Raw genomic sequence first — 15,707 nt, 5'->3', positions numbered from 1 at the left:
TGGCCGGCAACCTGCGACCGGGTAAACTCGCGGATTTCCGCCCCCCGCGTCGCGAGCCGAAGTCACCCGATGTCCAACGAAACCCCCAGCGCTCCGTCCAGCCCCGCGTCCGACGCCCCGCGCGACTTCATCCGCCAGATCATTCGCGACGACCTGGCCAGCGGCAAGCACGCCACCACCCGCACCCGCTTCCCGCCGGAGCCGAACGGCTACCTGCACATCGGCCATGCCAAGGCGATCTGCCTGAACTTCGGCATCGCCCGCGAGTTCGACGGCGGCTGGTGCAACCTGCGCCTGGACGACACCAACCCGGGCCGGGAAGACCCCGAGTTCGTCGAGGGTATCAAGGAGGACGTGCGCTGGCTCGGCTACGACTGGCACGAGCTGCGCCACGCCTCGGACTACTTCGAGGTGTTCTACCGCGCGGCACTCAAGCTGATCGGGGACGGCAAGGCGTATGTGGACGACCTCGACGCCGACCAGGTGCGCGCCTACCGCGGCACGCTGACCGAGCCGGGCCGCAACTCGCCGTTCCGCGACCGCTCGGTGGAAGAGAACCTGGACCTGTTCCGCCGCATGCGCGCGGGCGAGTTCGCCGACGGCAGCAAGACGCTGCGCGCGAAGATCGACATGGCCGCGGGCAACATCAACCTGCGCGACCCGGCGATCTACCGCATCCGCAAGGTCGCCCACCAGAACACCGGCGACGCCTGGCCGATCTACCCGATGTACGACTACGCGCACTGCCTGTCCGACGCGCTGGAGTCGATCACCCATTCGCTGTGCACGCTGGAGTTCGAGGACCACCGCCCGCTGTACGACTGGTTCGTCGACGCGGTGGACCTGCCGAACCATCCCGAGCTGTGGCAGCCGCTGGTCGATGCCGGGCTGGAGACGAAACCCAGCAAGCCACGCCAGATCGAGTTCTCGCGCCTCAACCTGAGCTACTCGATCACCTCCAAGCGCAAGCTCGCGCAACTGGTGAACGAGGGCCACGTCGACGGCTGGGACGACCCGCGCATGAACACCCTGCGCGGCCTGCGCCGGCGTGGCTTCACCCCGGCCAGCATCCGACTGCTGATCGAGCGTCTGGGCGTCTCCAAGCAGAACAGCGTGATCGACTACGCCGTGTTCGAAGGCTGCGTGCGCGAGGATCTCGACGCCACCGCGCCGCGCCGCATGGCCGTGCTCGACCCGCTCAAGCTGGTGATCACCAACCTGCCGGAAGGCCACGAGGAAACCCTCACCTTCGCCAACCATTCGAAGGACGAGAGCTTCGGCAGCCGCAGCGTGCCGTTCGCGCGCGAGGTATGGATCGAGCGCGACGATTTCGCCGAGGTGCCGCCGAAGGGCTTCCACCGTCTCAAGCCTGAGGGCGAAGTGCGCCTGCGCGGCGTGGGCATCGTCAAGTGCGAGGAAGTCATCAAGGACGCCGACGGCCAGGTGACCGAGGTGCGCTGCACGCTCGATCCGGAATCGCGCCACGGCCTGCCGGGCGCCGATCGCAAGGTAAAGGGCACCATCCACTGGGTCAGCGCCATGCACGGCGTGGCCGCCGAGGTGCGCCTGTACGACCGCCTGTTCGCCGTGCCGGCGCCGGACGACGAGAGCGACGGCAAATCCTGGATCGAGCACATCAACCCCGAGGCCAAGCGCGTCATCACCGGCTGGGTGGAGCGTGCCGCCTCGCTGGCCGAACCGGAGCAGCACTTCCAGTTCGAGCGGCTGGGCTATTTCGTCGCCGACCGCGTCGACCATCACGCGCACCATCCGGTGTTCAACCGCGTGGTGACGCTGCGCGATACCTGGGCGAGCAAGGTCTGAGTCCGGTGGCGATGCTTCCGATCCAGATCCATCTCACCCTGCCGCCATGGCTGGGCGACGTGGCCGACACCGCGCGCCGTTACCTCACCGACGAGGAGCGCGTGGGGTTGGCGATCGAGCTGTCGCGCCACAACGTGGCCAACGGCAGCGGCGGCCCGTTCGGCGCGGCCGTGTTCGACGGCGGAGGGCGGCTGATCGCCGCCGGCGTGAACCGGGTGATCGCGCAGAACTGCTCGGTGGCACACGCCGAGATGATGGCGTACATGGGTGCCCAGCAGCGGCTGCAGCGCTTCCGCCTCAACGAGGACGGCGGGCATTACGTGCTGGCCACCAGCGCGCAGCCGTGCTGTCAGTGCTACGGCGCCACGGTGTGGGCGGGCATCGACGAGCTGCTGATCGGCGCCCGCGCGGCCGACGTGGAGGAGCTGACCGACTTCGACGAGGGCCCGCTGCCGGCCGACTGGATCGGCGAGCTGGAGCGCCGCGGCATCGCCGTGCGCCGCGACATCCTGCGCCAGCAGGCGCGCACGGTGCTCGCCGCCTACGGCGAAAGCGGGCCGGGCTATTGAGCCGGCTGCGTGCCGCGCTGCCGCTGATCCTGCTGGTGCTCGCCGGCATTGCGCTGTATGCGTCCGGCACGCTCGCCCGGTTCAGTCCGGAATACCTGGTGGCGCACCAGGAGCGCCTGCGCGCGGAGATCGCCATCGCGCCGTGGCTGTCGCGGCTGGCCTACATCGGCCTGCTGACGCTGGGCATGGCCACCGGCATTCCCGGCACCATCGTGATCATCCTCGCCGGCGGCTTCGCCTTCGGCGTGGTGGAGGGCACGATCTATTCCTCGATCGCGCTCACGCTGGGCTCGCTGATCCTGTTCCTGGCCAGCCGCTACGCCTTCGGCGCCGGCCGCAAGTGTCCGCCGCGGATGGTCGAGCGCCTGCGCCACGGCTTCGCCCACCATCCGGTGAGCTACACGCTGTTCCTGCGCTTCGTGCCGGTGCTGCCGTTCGGTGCGGTGACCGTCTGTCTGGCCTGGCTGCGCTGCGGGCCGTGGCTGTTCCTCGGCGCCACCTGGCTGGGCGGCACGGTGACGCTGGTGTTCGAGAACCTGGTCGGCGCCGGGCTCGGCGATGCGCTCAGCCAGAGCGACCATATCGGACTGGGCCTGCTGTTCCACCGCAGCGTGCTGCTGCCGCTGGGCGGCATCGCGCTTATCTCGCTGCTGCCGCTGCTGGCCGAGCGGTTCACCCGCCATCGCCGCATGCCGCCACCGCCGGAACACTGAACCGGCGCGCTCGCGCCATCGGCGCCGGCCTTCTAGAATGGCGCGTTTGCGGCCTCCCGGCCGCACCCGAACCACCCTCCCCGGACGCCATGCGCCTCTACCTGCAAACCCCGCCCGCCGCGACCGAAGCACCGCGCTACGTCCAGATCGTGCTCGAGCAGGATCTGCTCGGCGGCTGGACGCTGTACCGCGAAACCGGCACGCAGGGCGGCAAGGCCACGCTCAGGCGCGAGCAGTACCTGGAGCGCGACGAGGCGATCGCCGCATTCGAGAAGGCGCGCGATGCCCAGCTCAAGCGCGGCTACCGCGTGATGTTCAGCCAGGGCCTGGATGGGCCCTATCAACGTTGATCGCTCGATCCGCCGATGCCTGTAGGAGCCCGCTTTGTGGGCGAAGGATCGAGCTACGGGGCCGGTGTTGTTCGCGCACAGGGTGCGCTCCTACAGCCAGCCGACATCCGTGCAGGACCGTCTCCGATCCGCCCTCACCCATCGATCTGCCAAGGCACGCTCATGTCCGCCCCCCTGAAAAACGACCGCTTCCTGCGCGCCCTGCGCCGCGAACCCACCGACACCACGCCGATCTGGGTGATGCGCCAGGCCGGTCGCTACCTGCCCGAATACCGCGCCACCCGCGAACGCGCCGGCAGCTTCATGGGGCTGGCGCAGCACCCCGAGTTCGCCTGCGAGGTGACGCTGCAGCCATTGGAACGGTTCGATCTCGACGCGGCGATCCTGTTCTCCGACATCCTCACCATCCCCGACGCGATGGGGCTTGGGCTCAGTTTCGCCGCGGGCGAAGGTCCGCAGTTCACCCGTCCCGTGCGTGACGCGGCGGCGATCCAGAATCTGACCGTCCCCGACATGGACGGCGAGCTGCGCTACGTGATGGACGCGGTGCGGCTGATCCGCCAGGAGCTGGACGGCCGCGTGCCGCTGATCGGCTTCTCCGGCAGCCCGTGGACGCTGGCCTGCTACATGGTCGAGGGCCAGGGCTCGAAGGATTTCGCCACGCTCAAGGCGATGTGCTGGAACGAGCCGGCGCTCGCCCACCAGTTGCTCGACACGCTGGCGCGCGCCGTCGCGGCCTATCTGATCGCCCAGGCCCGTGCCGGCGCGCAGGCACTGATGGTGTTCGACACCTGGGGCGGCCTGCTCGGCCCCGCGCCGTTCCGCGAGTTCTCGCTGCGCTATATGCAGCACGTGGTGGAGGCACTGAAGGCCGACGCGGTGGCCGGCGCGCTGCCGGTGATCCTGTTCTCCAAGGGCGCCGGCGCGCACCTGGCCGAGATGGCCGACACCGGCTGCGCCGCGCTGGGCGTGGACTGGACCCTCGACCTGGCCGACGCCCGCCGCGCCGTGGCCGGCAAGGTGGCGCTGCAGGGCAATCTCGATCCGGCGATCCTGCGCGCCTCGCCCGAGGTGATCCGCCGCGAGGCGCGCGCCGTGCTGGACAGCTACGGCAACCACCCCGGCCACGTGTTCAACCTCGGCCACGGCATCACGCCGGAAGTCGACCCGGAACACGTGAAGGTGCTGGTGGACGAGGTGCACGCCTACGGCCGCACGCTGCGCCCGGCGTAAGGCCGCGATGGTCGCGGCCGGAAAATTCACGGCCGGCCGACCCGTGTCCACACCGCCACGTAATCCACCACCATCGGGTGGCCCGGCTCGGTCGCCGGCACCGGCGTGTCGCGGCCGCCGGAGATCGCATAGGCGAAGTCGCCGCCCATGGCGACGTTGAGCAGCAGGAAGTAGCCGCGCTGGCCGGTGATTTCCTGCCACGTGGCCGGCGGCAGGCGATCGCGGGTGATCACGCCGTAGAGCCGGCCGTCGAGGTACCAGCGCAGCGCCTCGGGCGCCACGCGGCGGTCCCATTCGAAGGTGTAGGTGTGGAAACCGCCCTGGCAGGTGGTGGGGGCGCAGGGGCGGTGCTGGCCGAGGCCGTTGGGCTCGTCGCAGGGCCCGCCCGGCAGCACGCCGCAATGCAGGGTGGCCCACACCAGGTTGAGCCCGTTGACGTTCTCCATGATGTCGAACTCGCCCGCCTGCGGCCATTGGCCGGTGCGGCGGAAGCTCTCGCCCAGCGCCCAGAACGCCGGCTGGTAGCCGAGCGCGGCCTCACCGCTGACGTCCGGCATGCGCAGGCGCGCTTCCATCCGCAGCACGCCGCCGTCGGGCGGGCGGAAGTCGTCGCGCTGCGTCTCGATGCGCGCCGAGGTCCACTCGCCCGCTGCGTCGCGACGCGGCGTGATGCGCAGGTGGCCGCGGCCGTCCAGGCTCACGTTGGCCGGGTCGGCGGTGTAGCGCTGCACCTCGTGCGTGCCCCAGCTCGCGGGGCCGCCGGGATAGCCGTGGCCGGTGTCGACACGCCAGCGTTCGGCCGAGGGCAGCTGGCCCGCCGCACCGTCGAAGTCGTCGCCGAACTGCAGCGTCCAGCCGGCCGGCCGGGGCACCTCGGCGTGTGCCGCGCCCGTGGCCATCGTTGCCAGCAGCGCCAGGGCGAGCCCCCATCGCCGACCGCGGCGAGCCCGTGCCTGCGGCGCGTTCCCGGCCGCTCCCTCATTGATCGTTCGCACCTGCCGACTGCCCTGCTGCCCGCGGTCGACCCGCGTCCGGCGATTCTCGCATTCCGGGCCAAGCGCGAAACCCACGCTGCGTCATGCCAGCCCGCACACGCCGGCGCGTTCGCGGATGCCGCTTTTGGCAGCCCCGGGCGCGGCCCGTACAATGGCGCGTTTCGGGAAGGTCTGAACAACCGGCTTTTTGCTCGTCATCCCGGCGCAAGCTGGGATCGAAGTGCCTTCAAGCGACTGAACACCCAAGACACTGGATTCCTGCTTGCGCAGGAATGACGGACAAAATCAGACATTCCTTTACGCCCGATCACGACGCGCCTGCCCAGGCCGCGTCATTAGCGAGTCCCCATGGAAAAGAGCTTCGAACCCGCCCAGATCGAGTCCACCTGGTATGCCCGCTGGGAGGCGAGCGGCGTGTTCAGGCCCTCCGGCCACGGCGACCCGTACTGCATCCTGCTGCCGCCGCCGAACGTCACCGGCACCCTGCACATGGGCCACGCGTTCCAGCAGACCGTGATGGACATGCTGATCCGCTACCAGCGCATGCGCGGCATGAACACGCTGTGGCAGGTGGGTACGGATCACGCCGGCATCGCCACGCAGAAGATCGTGGAGAACCAGCTCGCCGCCGAGGGCAGGACCCGCCACGACCTGGGCCGCGAGCCGTTCGTCGAGCGCGTGTGGCAGTGGAAGGAGGAATCCGGCTCCACCATCACCCGCCAGATGCGCCGGCTTGGCGTGGCGGCGGACTGGTCGCGCGAGCGCTTCACCATGGACGAGGGCCTCTCGGCCGCCGTGCGCAAGGTATTCGTGCAGTGGTACCGCGACGGCCTGATCTACCGCGGCAACCGGCTGGTGAACTGGGACCCGGCGCTGGGCACGGCGGTGTCGGATCTCGAAGTGGACAACGTCGAGCGCGACGGCTCGATGTGGTCGATCCGCTACATGACCACCGACGGCGCGGAGAGCGTGGTGGTCGCCACCACGCGTCCGGAGACCATGCTGGGTGACGTCGCGGTGGCGGTGCACCCGGAAGACGAGCGCTACGCCCACCTGATCGGCCAGCAGCTGCACCTGCCGCTCACCGGGCGCACCATCCCGGTGATCGCCGACGACTACGTCGATCGCGAGTTCGGCACCGGCTGCGTGAAGATCACCCCGGCACACGACTTCAACGACTATCAAGTCTGGGAACGGCACAAGAACGATGAGCTGAAAGACCTACCGAAGGGAGGTCTTATCAGCATCTTCACCTTGGACGCTCGGGTTAAGAGCAAATCCAGCGACGACTACGCGTACTCGCGCGATGCAGATGAGATCACTGGCCACCTGGACGGGGCTCAAAAATATGGACGGGCAACTTTCGAGCTAATTCCTGAAAAGTTCCGAGGACTCGATCGCGTCGAGGCCCGCAAGGCCGTCCTCGCCGACCTCGAAGCCGCCGGCCTGCTGGTGGAAACCAAGCCGCACAAGCTCAAGGTGCCGGTGAGCCAGCGCTCGGGCGCAGTGATCGAGCCGATGCTCACCGACCAGTGGTTCGTCGACCTCACCTCCGAGACGCTGCGCGACGGCCGCCCCGGCGGGCGCAAGGCGATCACCGAGCCGGCGCTGCAGGCGGTGAGCTCCGGCGCGATCACCTTCGTGCCGGAGAACTGGTCCACCACCTACACGCAGTGGCTGGAGAACATCCAGGACTGGTGCATCAGCCGCCAGCTCTGGTGGGGCCACCGCATCCCGGCGTGGTACGACGAGCAGGGCAACATCTTCGTCGGCGAGGACGAGGCCGACGCGCGCGCCCACGCCGTGCAGCCGCCGGTGGGTGCGCTGCGCCAGGACGAGGACGTGCTCGACACCTGGTTCTCCGCCGCGCTGTGGCCGTTCTCCACGCTGGGCTGGCCGATGGACGGCCCGGTGAAGAACGAGCGCGGCGAGGTGGTGGCGAACTGGGAGAACGACAGGATCTTCCTGCCCAGCGCGGTGCTGGTCACCGGCTTCGACATCATCTTCTTCTGGGTCGCCCGCATGGTGATGGCGACCAGGTACTTCACCGGCCAGGTGCCGTTCCGCGAGGTGTACATCAACGCCATCGTGCGCGACGCCGAGGGCCAGAAGATGTCCAAGTCCAAGGGCAACACGCTGGACCCGCTGGACCTGATCGACGGCATCGCGCTGGAGCCGCTGGTGGCCAAGTCGACCAGGAGCCTGCTGCTGCCGCAGGAGCGCGAGAAGGTCGAGAAGCGCGTGCGCAAGGACTACCCCGCCGGCATCACCGCGATCGGTACCGATGCACTGCGCTTCACCTTCGCCGCACTGGCCAGCTACAGCCGCACGATCAACTTCGACATCAAGCGTGCCGAGGGCTACAAGGCGTTCTGCAACAAGCTGTGGAACGCAGCGCGCTTCGTGCTGATGAATCTGGAATCCCCTCTCCCCGCGGGAGAGGGTGGCGCGGATGCGCCGGGTGAGGGTACGGGCGGAGCGCAGGCTTCCGGCACCTCCGCACCCTCACCCCAACCCCTCTCCCGAGGGGAGAGGGGCTTTGCCAAGCCCGTCACCGAAGCCGAGCGCTGGATCCTCACCCGCCTCAAGCAGACGCTGGCCGAAGTGGAGCAGCACTTCACCAGCTACCGCTTCGACCTGCTTGCGCAGTCGCTCTACGAGTTCGTGTGGAACGAGTACTGCGACTGGTTCCTGGAGCTGTCCAAGCCTGCACTCAACGGCGACGACGCCACCGCCGCGGCCTCCACCCGGCACACCCTGCTGGTGGTGCTGGAAACGATGCTGCGCGCGCTGCATCCGATCATCCCGTTCATCACCGAGGAAATCTGGCAGGAGTTGCCTGTGCGCTCCTCCCTGAGCGCAAAGAACAAACCGGCATCCATGCCGGACTCTTCAGAAGAGCTGCTGATTCTTTGCAATTACCCGCAGGCTGCCGACTTCGCCGCCGACGAGGCCGCCACCGCTGAGATCGAATGGTTCAAGGCCGTGCTCTCCGGCGTGCGCAGGATCCGCGCGGAAATGAACATCGCCCCGGGCAAGACCATCCCGCTGCTGCTGGCCGACGGCGATGCCGGCGATCACGCCCGCGCCGCCAAGTTCGCCGCGCAGATCAGCTTCCTCGCCCGCGTGGAAACCCCGCAGTGGATCGAAGCGGGCGCCGACGAACCGGCCGCCGCGGCCGCCGTGGTCGGCTCGCTGCGCGTGCTGATTCCGCTGGAAGGCCTGATCGACCTCAGCGCCGAAAAGACACGCCTGACCAGGGAAATCGCCCGCATCGAGGGCGAGATCAGGAAGTGCGAAGGCAAGCTCGGCAACGCCAACTTCGTCGCCAACGCGCCAGCCGAGGTGGTGGCACAGGAGCGCCAGCGCATCGTGGACTGGAACACCACGTTGACGGCACTGCGCGAGCAGGCGGCCAAGCTCGGCTGATCCTCCGCGCCCGTAGGAGCGCACCCTGTGCGCGAATGTCTTTGCTCCTGATCGACATCAGAGCCAAGAGCATTCGCGCACAGGGTGCGCTCCTACAACGACAACCGGTGAGGCGCGCGACCGAGCTATCGCGCGGCGAGCACGAGCTCCATCACGATCGCATCCTCCCGCCCATCCCGCGCCGGGTAGTAGCGCGGGCGCCGGCCGATCTCGACGAAGCCGATCGAGGCGTAGAGCTTCTGCGCGACCGGGTTGGACGGGCGCACTTCGAGGAAAATCCGTTCGGCGCCGCTCCAGCGGATCACGTCGAGCAGGCGCAGCAGCAGGCGGCGGCCCAGGCCCAGCCCGCGCCAGTCCCGGCCGATGCAGAGGTTGAGGACGTGTGCCTCGCCCGCGGCGATCGACAGGATGCCGTAGCCGGCGATCTCGCCGCGTACCCACAGCACCCAACACGGATGCCCGGCGCGCAGGCAGTCGGCGAAGATGCCGCGGCTCCAGGGAAACTCGTACGAGTCGGCCTCCATCGCGGCGACCGCATCGAGATCCTGCACGCGCAGGGCGCGGATTTCGCTGTCGGGCCGGCTCACGGCGACCATGGCTAGTCGCCCCGGGCGCCGAGGACGCGGCGCGCCTGCCGCAGCGCCGCCCACAGGCGTCGCTTGCCGTCCGCACCGGAAAGCAGTGCTGCGGGCTCGTCGACCAGCGCGATGTGCGCCTCGCTCATCACCGCCGCCGGCAACTCGCGCCCCAGCGCGTGCGCCTGGGCCTGGCCGAACACCAGATAGACCGGCGCGTGCGGTACCGCGTCGGAAAGCTGGCCGTCGGCCACGCGGATGCGGCCTGCGCGGGCGATCTCTGCGCCGCAGGCGGTCAGCGCGCGGCCGAGCAGATCCAGCGCGCGGGCGTCGGCGCCGGCCGGCAGCAGCACCACACAGCGCCCGCTGGGCCGGGCCGCGCGTGCCGACGCGGCGCCCCGTTCCACGGCGAACGACTGCGCGGCCGCCTCCGTGCGTGCGCGCAGCACCCACGGGGTGATGCCCATGGCCCGCAGTACGGCGCGGCGGCGGCGATCGAGTGCCACGGCCGCCATCACCCCGCGTTCCGCCGTGCGCGCCGGTGGGTGGCGCGGCCCCACACGGTGAGTGCCGGCCCGGACAGCAGGTAGAGCGAGAACACCGCCAGCAGCAGCCGCGGCGGATCGATCGCCAGCAGCACCAGGATCAGCACCAGCATCACCATCCACACGAACGGCACGCGCTCGCCCTGCCCCATCGGCAGCGACTTGAAGCTGAAGTAGCGGAAATTGCTCACCATCAGCAGGCCCACCACCACCGCCAGCACCGGCGTGACGAAGCACAGCGTGCTGCCGGCGATGCCCACCTTCTCCATGGTCCACACGAAGGACATGCACACCGCCGCCGCCGCCGGACTGGCCAGGCCCTGGAAATAGCGCTTGTCGATCACCGCCACCTGGGTGTTGAAGCGGGCCAGCCGCAGCGCGCCGCAGGCGGCGTAGATGAAGGCCGCGGCCCAGCCCACCTTGCCCCACATCGCTCCGTAGTCGCGCAGCGAGGACAGCGACCAGGTGTACAGCACCAGCGCCGGCGCCAGCCCGAAGCTCACCAGGTCCGACAGCGAGTCGTACTGCACGCCGAACTCGGTCTGGGTGCCGGTGAGCCGGGCCACGCGGCCGTCCAGGCCGTCCAGCAGGGCCGCCACGAACACCGCGATCGCGGCCTCGGCATAGCGCCCGCCGATGCTCGCCACGATGGCGTAGAAGCCCGAGAACATCGCCGCGGTGGTGAACAGGTTCGGCAGCAGGTAGATGCCGCGGTGGCGCGGTCGTCGGACTGGCGTGTCGTCGCTCATGAACCCATCCAGTGAAGGCTGGCGCGCATTGTAGAACACCGACGCTTGAGTCCGGCCCGCGCCGGTGCTACCAAGAGCGCCTGAGCCACGGCTCCTTCCGGAGAACCCCATGCTTCGTCCCGCGCTGTTCGCCCTTCTGCTGCTGGCCGCCGGCGCCGCCGATGCCCAGGCCTACAAGTGGACCGATGCCCGGGGCACCGTGCACTACTCCGAATCGCCGCCGCCGGCGGGCACCAAGTACAGCCGCGTCACGCTCAGCGGCAGCGTGGATCCGATCGTCGCCCCGGCACCGGCCACCGAGCCGGGCACCGGCGAGGGCCGGATGGACGCCCAGCCGGCCGCGCCGATGGAGGACACGCCGGAAAACCGCAGCAAGCTCTGCGCCTCGCTCAGGAGCAATCTGGACGCACTCAAGGGCAGCGGCCCGGTGGTGATGGAGCAGGACGGCCAGCCCAAGGCGCTCAACGACGCCGAGCGCAAGCAGCAACTGGACGCCGCGCAGGCCCAGTACAGCCAGTATTGCCAGGGCCAGTAAGCCCGCGGACGGGGCGAACCCCGCCCACCGGAATCCGGCAGCGGCTGGCATAATCGGCGCCTTTACCCAGCCGCCGGATCCCCATCGCATGCGCCTCAGCCAATTCCACCTGGCCACCGTCAAGGAAGTCCCCGCCGAAGCCGAGCTGGTCAGCCACAAGCTGATGCTGCGCGCCGGCATGATCCGCAAGCTTGCCGCCGGCCTGTACACCTGGAGCCCGCTGGGCCTGCGCGTGCTGCGCAAGGTCGAAGCGATCGTGCGCGAGGAGATGGACCGCGCCGGCGCGATCGAGGTGCTGATGCCCACCATCCAGCCACGCGAGCTGTGGGAGGAAACCGGTCGCTGGGAGAAGTTCGGCGGCCAGCTGCTGAAGATCGCCGACCGCAAGGCGCAGGAGTTCTGCTACGCGCCCACCGCCGAGGAAGTGATCACCGACTTCGCGCGGCAGGAGCTGAAGAGCTACAGGCAGCTGCCGGTCAACTTCTACCAGATCCAGACCAAGTTCCGCGACGAAATCCGCCCGCGCTTCGGCGTGATGCGCGCGCGCGAGTTCCTGATGAAGGACGCCTACTCCTTCCACTTGGGCCAGGACTCGCTGGCGCAGACCTACCAGGCGATGTACGACGCCTACGGGCGCATCTTCACCCGGCTGGGCCTGAGCTTCCGCGCCGTGCAGGCCGACACCGGCGCGATCGGCGGCAACGCCAGCCACGAGTTCCAGGTGATCGCCGAGTCCGGCGAGGATGCGATCGCGTTCTCCGACGGCTCCGACTACGCCGCCAACGTGGAAAAGGCCGAGGCGCTGGCGCCGACCGGCGCCCGTCCGGCGCCGTCCGCCGCGCTGGTCCGGGTCGATACGCCCACGCAGAAGACCATCGACGACGTGTCCGCCTTCCTCAAGGTGTCGCCGCAGCAGTGCGTGAAGACCCTGCTGGTGAAGGGCCGCGACGGGCTGGTCGCGCTGTGCCTGCGCGGCGACCACGAGATCAACGAGGTGAAGGCCGGCAAGCTGGCCGAGCTGCCCGGCGAGGCGGTGCTGGCCGGCGAAGAGGAGATCCTCGCCGCGATCGGCGCCCGCCCCGGCTCGCTCGGGCCCGTCGGCCTGCCCGGGCACATCCCGGTGATCGTCGACCGCAGCGCCGCCGTGCTGGCGGATTTCGTCTGCGGCGGCAACCTCGACGGCACTCATTACACCGGCGCCAACTGGGAGCGCGACGCGCGGGTCACCCGCGTGGAGGACATCCGCCAGGTGGTCGCCGGCGATCCGTCGCCGGACGGCCGCGGCACGCTGCAGCTCGCCCGCGGCATCGAGGTCGGCCACGTGTTCCAGCTCGGCGCCAAGTACGCCGAGGCGATGGATGCCACCGTGCTCGACGACCAGGGCAAGGCGCAGGTGATGCTGATGGGCTGCTACGGCATCGGCGTCAGCCGCATCGTCGCGGCCGCCATCGAGCAGCGCCACGACGACGCCGGCATCCGCTGGCCCGAAGCGATGGCACCGTGGCGCGTCGCCGTGTGCGTGATCAACCCCAAGGGCCTGCCCGAGGTCACCGCCGCGGCCGAAGCGCTGTATGCGCAGCTGGCCGAACGCGGCATCGAGGCGGTGCTCGACGATCGCGGCCTGCGTCCGGGCGCCATGTTCGCCGACATGGAGCTGATCGGCATTCCGCACCGCGTGGTGGTGAGCGAACGCGGCGTCGCTGCCGGTACGCTGGAATATCGCGCCCGCGACCAGGCCGAAAGCCGCCAGCTCGGCATCGACGAGCTGTTTGCCCTGCTCGCCTGACCGCCTTTTGCATGGCCTTGCAAAAGCCGCCTGCGGGCGGCTTTTTCATGGACGCCTTGCAGGGGCTTCGCCTCCGTCGGATCAACGCACATGACGGATGCATGCATCGCACCTTGCCGGATCGGCGCCACCGGAAATCCGCAACGCGTTGCCGTCGCCCGACGCGTGGCAAATCGCGGCCATGGCCGCCCGGATCAGCCTCTCGGGCAGGCGGGTGTCGCGAGGGCCATAACCACCGATTCCGCGACCGCGCGCATAAGCGCGAAGCGTTTCACGAACTCGATCCGCCAGCGAATGGCAGCGGTATCCGCAATCGCCAGTAATCAGACCGGCTTGTTTAATGGACATGGCAGGTGGGCGAACAGGTGTGACGCATTCATCACATGCGGATGGTTATTTTGCAAAAGCATGGGAGTTACGCCAGAATCGCTCCCGCATCAGGATGGCGCACTCGCCGCAATGGCGAGATAAACACCCAATCATTAGCAAAACCACGCGGAGTTATCATGGCCGTTGACATCAAGAACCTCAATCACAGCCAGCTCAATGAGCTGATCGCCAAGGCCCAGATGCGTCAGGACGAACTGCGCAAGGAAAAGGTCGCCAAGCTGCGCGAAAAAATCCATGCGCTGATCAAGGCCGAAGGCTATTCGTTCGACGACATCTTCGGCAGCGCCCGCGGCACCAAGGCGCGCCGCGCCAAGACCACCGTGGCGCCGAAGTACCGCAATCCCGCCAATCCGGAGCAGACATGGTCCGGCCGCGGCAAGCGCCCGCGCTGGTTCAACGACGCACTCAAGGCGGGCAAGAAGGAAAAGGATCTGGCGATCTGATCGCTGCATCCCGTCATGGCGCCATGCAAAACGCCGGCCTCGCGCCGGCGTTTTTTTCCGATCGGCATCGAAGTTCAGCGGACGTATCTTCCCCCCAGGGAGAAGGTGGCGCGCAGCGGCGGATGAGGGCTCGGCCGCAGCGCAGTTCGTGCCACTGGCGGTGTGTTGATTGCCGCTTCGCCCGAACCCTCACCCCAACCCTTTCCCGGAGGGAGAGAGAGTACCGATTCGCACTCATTCGCGGAGTGCCGGCGAACTAAAGCGAGCGGCGCGGCGATACCAGCAGATCACCGAACAGCAGGCCGGCGACCAGCGAGACAAGCAGGGTAATGAGCAGAATGCCGGTATCCATGCCGAGCGTGGTATCGCGTTCGAACAGGTACGACACGCTGCGAAAACCCGTACTGCCGGGCACCAGCAAAATGATTCCAGGTTCACGAATCACCGCGCCGGGTCGATGCATCACCCGCGCATACACATTCGCCAATGCACCGAGCAGGAATCCGCCCAGGAACACGCCAAACGGCGCGCCCGGAATGGCGCCGGAAATCAGCCCGCCCCAGCGCGTGGCCAGATAGCCCACGATCACCGCGCCCATCACCACCGGCCAGTCGCGCCGCGCCGCGCGGAACAGGATCGCGAAACCGAATGCGCCCAGCAGCATCGACGGGTAATCGACCCAGCCCGGCAGGGGCGTGAGCACGTAATGCCCCGGGTCGATGCCCAGCGCCGCGCACAGCTGGGTCGCCGCCACGGTGCCGAAGGTGAGCTTGAGCAGGGTCGCCACCGCGCCGCCCATGCGCGCCACGCCCGCCACCAGATGCTGGCTGGAGATCTCGCGCACGGCGGTGGTGAGCGCCATGCCCGGCATCAGCACGATCAGCCCGGCCAGCACCACCGACTTCACCGCCAGCGGCACCACGAAGGCGCTCACCAGGATCGCGAAGGTGGTGGCCACCAGCGCGCAGATCGCGTCGCTGGCCACCGCCAGGCGCGGCCGGGTGGCCGAGCGCACCGTGATCACGCCGATCATCAGGCCGATCAGTCCCGCCGCGATCAGGTCGGCCCACGAGCTGTGCAGCAGCAGGCCCACCACGCAGGTGGCGGACAAGCCGTAGCTGGCGATCACGCTGGCCTGGGCCCGGCGCGTGTCCGGCAGGCCGAGCAGGCGCAGCAGTCGAAAGCCTTCGCGCAGTTCGATCTCGCCGGAGATCACGCGGTCGGCGATCTCGTCCGCCTCGCACAGCCGCGCCAGGTTCACGTCGCCCGGCGGCAGGCGCATCACCTGGGTGACCTGGGCCAGGCCCTCGTCACCCTGGGCGAGATCCGCGAAGGAAATGATGATGGCGGTGGGGCTGGACCACACGTCGGCCGCCAGCCCCATCTGCTGCGCCGAGCGCGCGATCGCCGTCTCCAGCCGCGGCGCCGAGGTGCCGTACTGGTGGAGCCGGCGCGCCAGCTCCACCAGGAACCCGATGCGCGTGTTGAGCGCGGCGGTGGAGAAATCCGCCGACACGACCGCGGGCGCGACGGCGCTCATGCCATGCGCCTGCACCATGCGTGCGCCCGGT

General features: G+C 68.9%; 15 protein-coding genes. 9 read left to right on the top strand and 6 right to left on the bottom strand.

Going from position 1 to position 15,707, the window contains the following annotated elements; all coding sequences use genetic code 11:
* The first annotated feature begins 69 nt into the window (after positions 1-69).
* The 5 genes from ACO2Q2_RS07090 (at position 70) to hemE (ending at position 4,689) form a co-directional block, all read left to right on the top strand.
* A complete protein-coding gene (locus ACO2Q2_RS07090) occupies positions 70-1,824 on the top strand; it encodes a glutamine--tRNA ligase/YqeY domain fusion protein (protein WP_423255056.1) in 1,755 nt (584 codons plus the stop codon).
* A gap of 11 nt (positions 1,825-1,835) precedes the next feature.
* A complete protein-coding gene (locus tag ACO2Q2_RS07085) occupies positions 1,836-2,393 on the top strand; it encodes a nucleoside deaminase (protein WP_423255086.1) in 558 nt (185 codons plus the stop codon).
* Positions 2,390-3,106, top strand: coding sequence for a TVP38/TMEM64 family protein (locus tag ACO2Q2_RS07080; RefSeq protein ID WP_423255055.1), 717 nt, complete (start codon positions 2,390-2,392; stop codon positions 3,104-3,106). Before ACO2Q2_RS07085 ends, ACO2Q2_RS07080 begins: the two co-directional genes overlap by 4 nt.
* A gap of 89 nt (positions 3,107-3,195) precedes the next feature.
* A complete protein-coding gene (locus ACO2Q2_RS07075) occupies positions 3,196-3,456 on the top strand; it encodes a hypothetical protein (RefSeq protein WP_423255054.1) in 261 nt (86 codons plus the stop codon).
* A gap of 162 nt (positions 3,457-3,618) precedes the next feature.
* On the top strand, positions 3,619-4,689 hold the full coding sequence (gene hemE / locus ACO2Q2_RS07070) for a uroporphyrinogen decarboxylase (protein WP_423255053.1): 1,071 nt from the start codon (positions 3,619-3,621) through the stop codon (positions 4,687-4,689).
* A gap of 26 nt (positions 4,690-4,715) precedes the next feature.
* Here hemE and ACO2Q2_RS07065 read toward each other — a convergent pair whose 3' ends face one another.
* Positions 4,716-5,588 (bottom strand): glycoside hydrolase family 16 protein, encoded by an 873-nt coding sequence (locus tag ACO2Q2_RS07065; protein ID WP_423255052.1) that lies wholly within the window; start codon positions 5,586-5,588, stop codon positions 4,716-4,718.
* Between the two features lie 444 nt (positions 5,589-6,032).
* Here ACO2Q2_RS07065 and ACO2Q2_RS07060 point away from each other — a divergent pair, with 444 nt between their 5' ends.
* Positions 6,033-9,113: a valine--tRNA ligase gene (locus tag ACO2Q2_RS07060; protein WP_423255051.1), complete on the top strand. Its 3,081-nt coding sequence runs from the start codon at positions 6,033-6,035 to the stop codon at positions 9,111-9,113.
* A 125-nt stretch (positions 9,114-9,238) separates the two neighbouring features.
* On the opposite strand, the gene rimI is transcribed toward ACO2Q2_RS07060, so the two are convergent.
* Genes rimI through pssA form a run of 3 tightly spaced genes read right to left on the bottom strand, consistent with a single transcriptional unit; the run spans position 9,239 to position 10,982 of the window.
* Positions 9,239-9,709 carry a ribosomal protein S18-alanine N-acetyltransferase gene (rimI, locus tag ACO2Q2_RS07055; RefSeq protein WP_423255050.1) on the bottom strand — a complete coding sequence of 157 codons (471 nt, stop codon included), beginning with the start codon at positions 9,707-9,709 and terminating at the stop codon, positions 9,239-9,241.
* A 2-nt stretch (positions 9,710-9,711) separates the two neighbouring features.
* A complete protein-coding gene (locus tag ACO2Q2_RS07050) occupies positions 9,712-10,203 on the bottom strand; it encodes a hypothetical protein (protein ID WP_423255049.1) in 492 nt (163 codons plus the stop codon).
* Positions 10,203-10,982 (bottom strand): CDP-diacylglycerol--serine O-phosphatidyltransferase, encoded by a 780-nt coding sequence (pssA, locus tag ACO2Q2_RS07045; protein WP_423255048.1) that lies wholly within the window; start codon positions 10,980-10,982, stop codon positions 10,203-10,205. The genes ACO2Q2_RS07050 and pssA overlap by 1 nt, the downstream gene beginning before the upstream one ends.
* 109 nt (positions 10,983-11,091) lie before the next feature.
* Between pssA and ACO2Q2_RS07040 the strand changes: the two genes are divergently transcribed.
* Positions 11,092-11,517 (top strand): DUF4124 domain-containing protein, encoded by a 426-nt coding sequence (locus ACO2Q2_RS07040; protein ID WP_423255047.1) that lies wholly within the window; start codon positions 11,092-11,094, stop codon positions 11,515-11,517.
* A gap of 88 nt (positions 11,518-11,605) precedes the next feature.
* Positions 11,606-13,303 carry a proline--tRNA ligase gene (locus ACO2Q2_RS07035; RefSeq protein WP_423255046.1) on the top strand — a complete coding sequence of 566 codons (1,698 nt, stop codon included), beginning with the start codon at positions 11,606-11,608 and terminating at the stop codon, positions 13,301-13,303.
* A gap of 81 nt (positions 13,304-13,384) precedes the next feature.
* Here ACO2Q2_RS07035 and ACO2Q2_RS07030 read toward each other — a convergent pair whose 3' ends face one another.
* Positions 13,385-13,651, bottom strand: coding sequence for a hypothetical protein (locus tag ACO2Q2_RS07030; protein ID WP_423255045.1), 267 nt, complete (start codon positions 13,649-13,651; stop codon positions 13,385-13,387).
* A 158-nt stretch (positions 13,652-13,809) separates the two neighbouring features.
* On the opposite strand from ACO2Q2_RS07030, the gene ACO2Q2_RS07025 reads away from it, so the two are divergent.
* A complete protein-coding gene (locus ACO2Q2_RS07025; RefSeq protein ID WP_423255044.1) occupies positions 13,810-14,136 on the top strand; it encodes an H-NS family nucleoid-associated regulatory protein in 327 nt (108 codons plus the stop codon).
* Between the two features lie 256 nt (positions 14,137-14,392).
* Here the strand turns inward: ACO2Q2_RS07025 and ACO2Q2_RS07020 are convergent, their stop codons facing one another.
* Positions 14,393-15,676, bottom strand: a complete 1,284-nt coding sequence (locus ACO2Q2_RS07020; protein ID WP_423255043.1) for a threonine/serine ThrE exporter family protein — start codon at positions 15,674-15,676, stop codon at positions 14,393-14,395.
* Positions 15,677-15,707 lie beyond the last annotated feature (31 nt).

This window comes from Dyella sp. KRB-257 (assembly GCF_049445995.1).
Taxonomy (GTDB): Bacteria; Pseudomonadota; Gammaproteobacteria; order Xanthomonadales; family Rhodanobacteraceae; genus Dyella_A.
The sequence above is the reverse complement of the archived record's forward strand: the minus strand, read 5'-3'. Positions and strand labels throughout refer to the sequence as shown.

What these genes read in the sequence shown, in the direction of transcription:
- ACO2Q2_RS07050 (WP_423255049.1), bottom strand. Translation starts at nt 10,203, where the DNA reads ATGGCGGCCGTGGCACTCGATCGCCGCCGCCGCGCCGTACTGCGGGCC.
- pssA (WP_423255048.1), bottom strand. Translation starts at nt 10,982, where the DNA reads ATGAGCGACGACACGCCAGTCCGACGACCGCGCCACCGCGGCATCTAC.
- ACO2Q2_RS07025 (WP_423255044.1), top strand. Translation starts at nt 13,810, where the DNA reads ATGGCCGTTGACATCAAGAACCTCAATCACAGCCAGCTCAATGAGCTG.
- rimI (WP_423255050.1), bottom strand. Translation starts at nt 9,709, where the DNA reads ATGGTCGCCGTGAGCCGGCCCGACAGCGAAATCCGCGCCCTGCGCGTG.
- ACO2Q2_RS07020 (WP_423255043.1), bottom strand. Translation starts at nt 15,676, where the DNA reads ATGAGCGCCGTCGCGCCCGCGGTCGTGTCGGCGGATTTCTCCACCGCC.
- ACO2Q2_RS07040 (WP_423255047.1), top strand. Translation starts at nt 11,092, where the DNA reads ATGCTTCGTCCCGCGCTGTTCGCCCTTCTGCTGCTGGCCGCCGGCGCC.
- ACO2Q2_RS07085 (WP_423255086.1), top strand. Translation starts at nt 1,836, where the DNA reads ATGCTTCCGATCCAGATCCATCTCACCCTGCCGCCATGGCTGGGCGAC.
- ACO2Q2_RS07035 (WP_423255046.1), top strand. Translation starts at nt 11,606, where the DNA reads ATGCGCCTCAGCCAATTCCACCTGGCCACCGTCAAGGAAGTCCCCGCC.
- ACO2Q2_RS07030 (WP_423255045.1), bottom strand. Translation starts at nt 13,651, where the DNA reads ATGTCCATTAAACAAGCCGGTCTGATTACTGGCGATTGCGGATACCGC.
- ACO2Q2_RS07090 (WP_423255056.1), top strand. Translation starts at nt 70, where the DNA reads ATGTCCAACGAAACCCCCAGCGCTCCGTCCAGCCCCGCGTCCGACGCC.
- ACO2Q2_RS07060 (WP_423255051.1), top strand. Translation starts at nt 6,033, where the DNA reads ATGGAAAAGAGCTTCGAACCCGCCCAGATCGAGTCCACCTGGTATGCC.
- ACO2Q2_RS07075 (WP_423255054.1), top strand. Translation starts at nt 3,196, where the DNA reads ATGCGCCTCTACCTGCAAACCCCGCCCGCCGCGACCGAAGCACCGCGC.
- ACO2Q2_RS07065 (WP_423255052.1), bottom strand. Translation starts at nt 5,588, where the DNA reads ATGGCCACGGGCGCGGCACACGCCGAGGTGCCCCGGCCGGCCGGCTGG.
- hemE (WP_423255053.1), top strand. Translation starts at nt 3,619, where the DNA reads ATGTCCGCCCCCCTGAAAAACGACCGCTTCCTGCGCGCCCTGCGCCGC.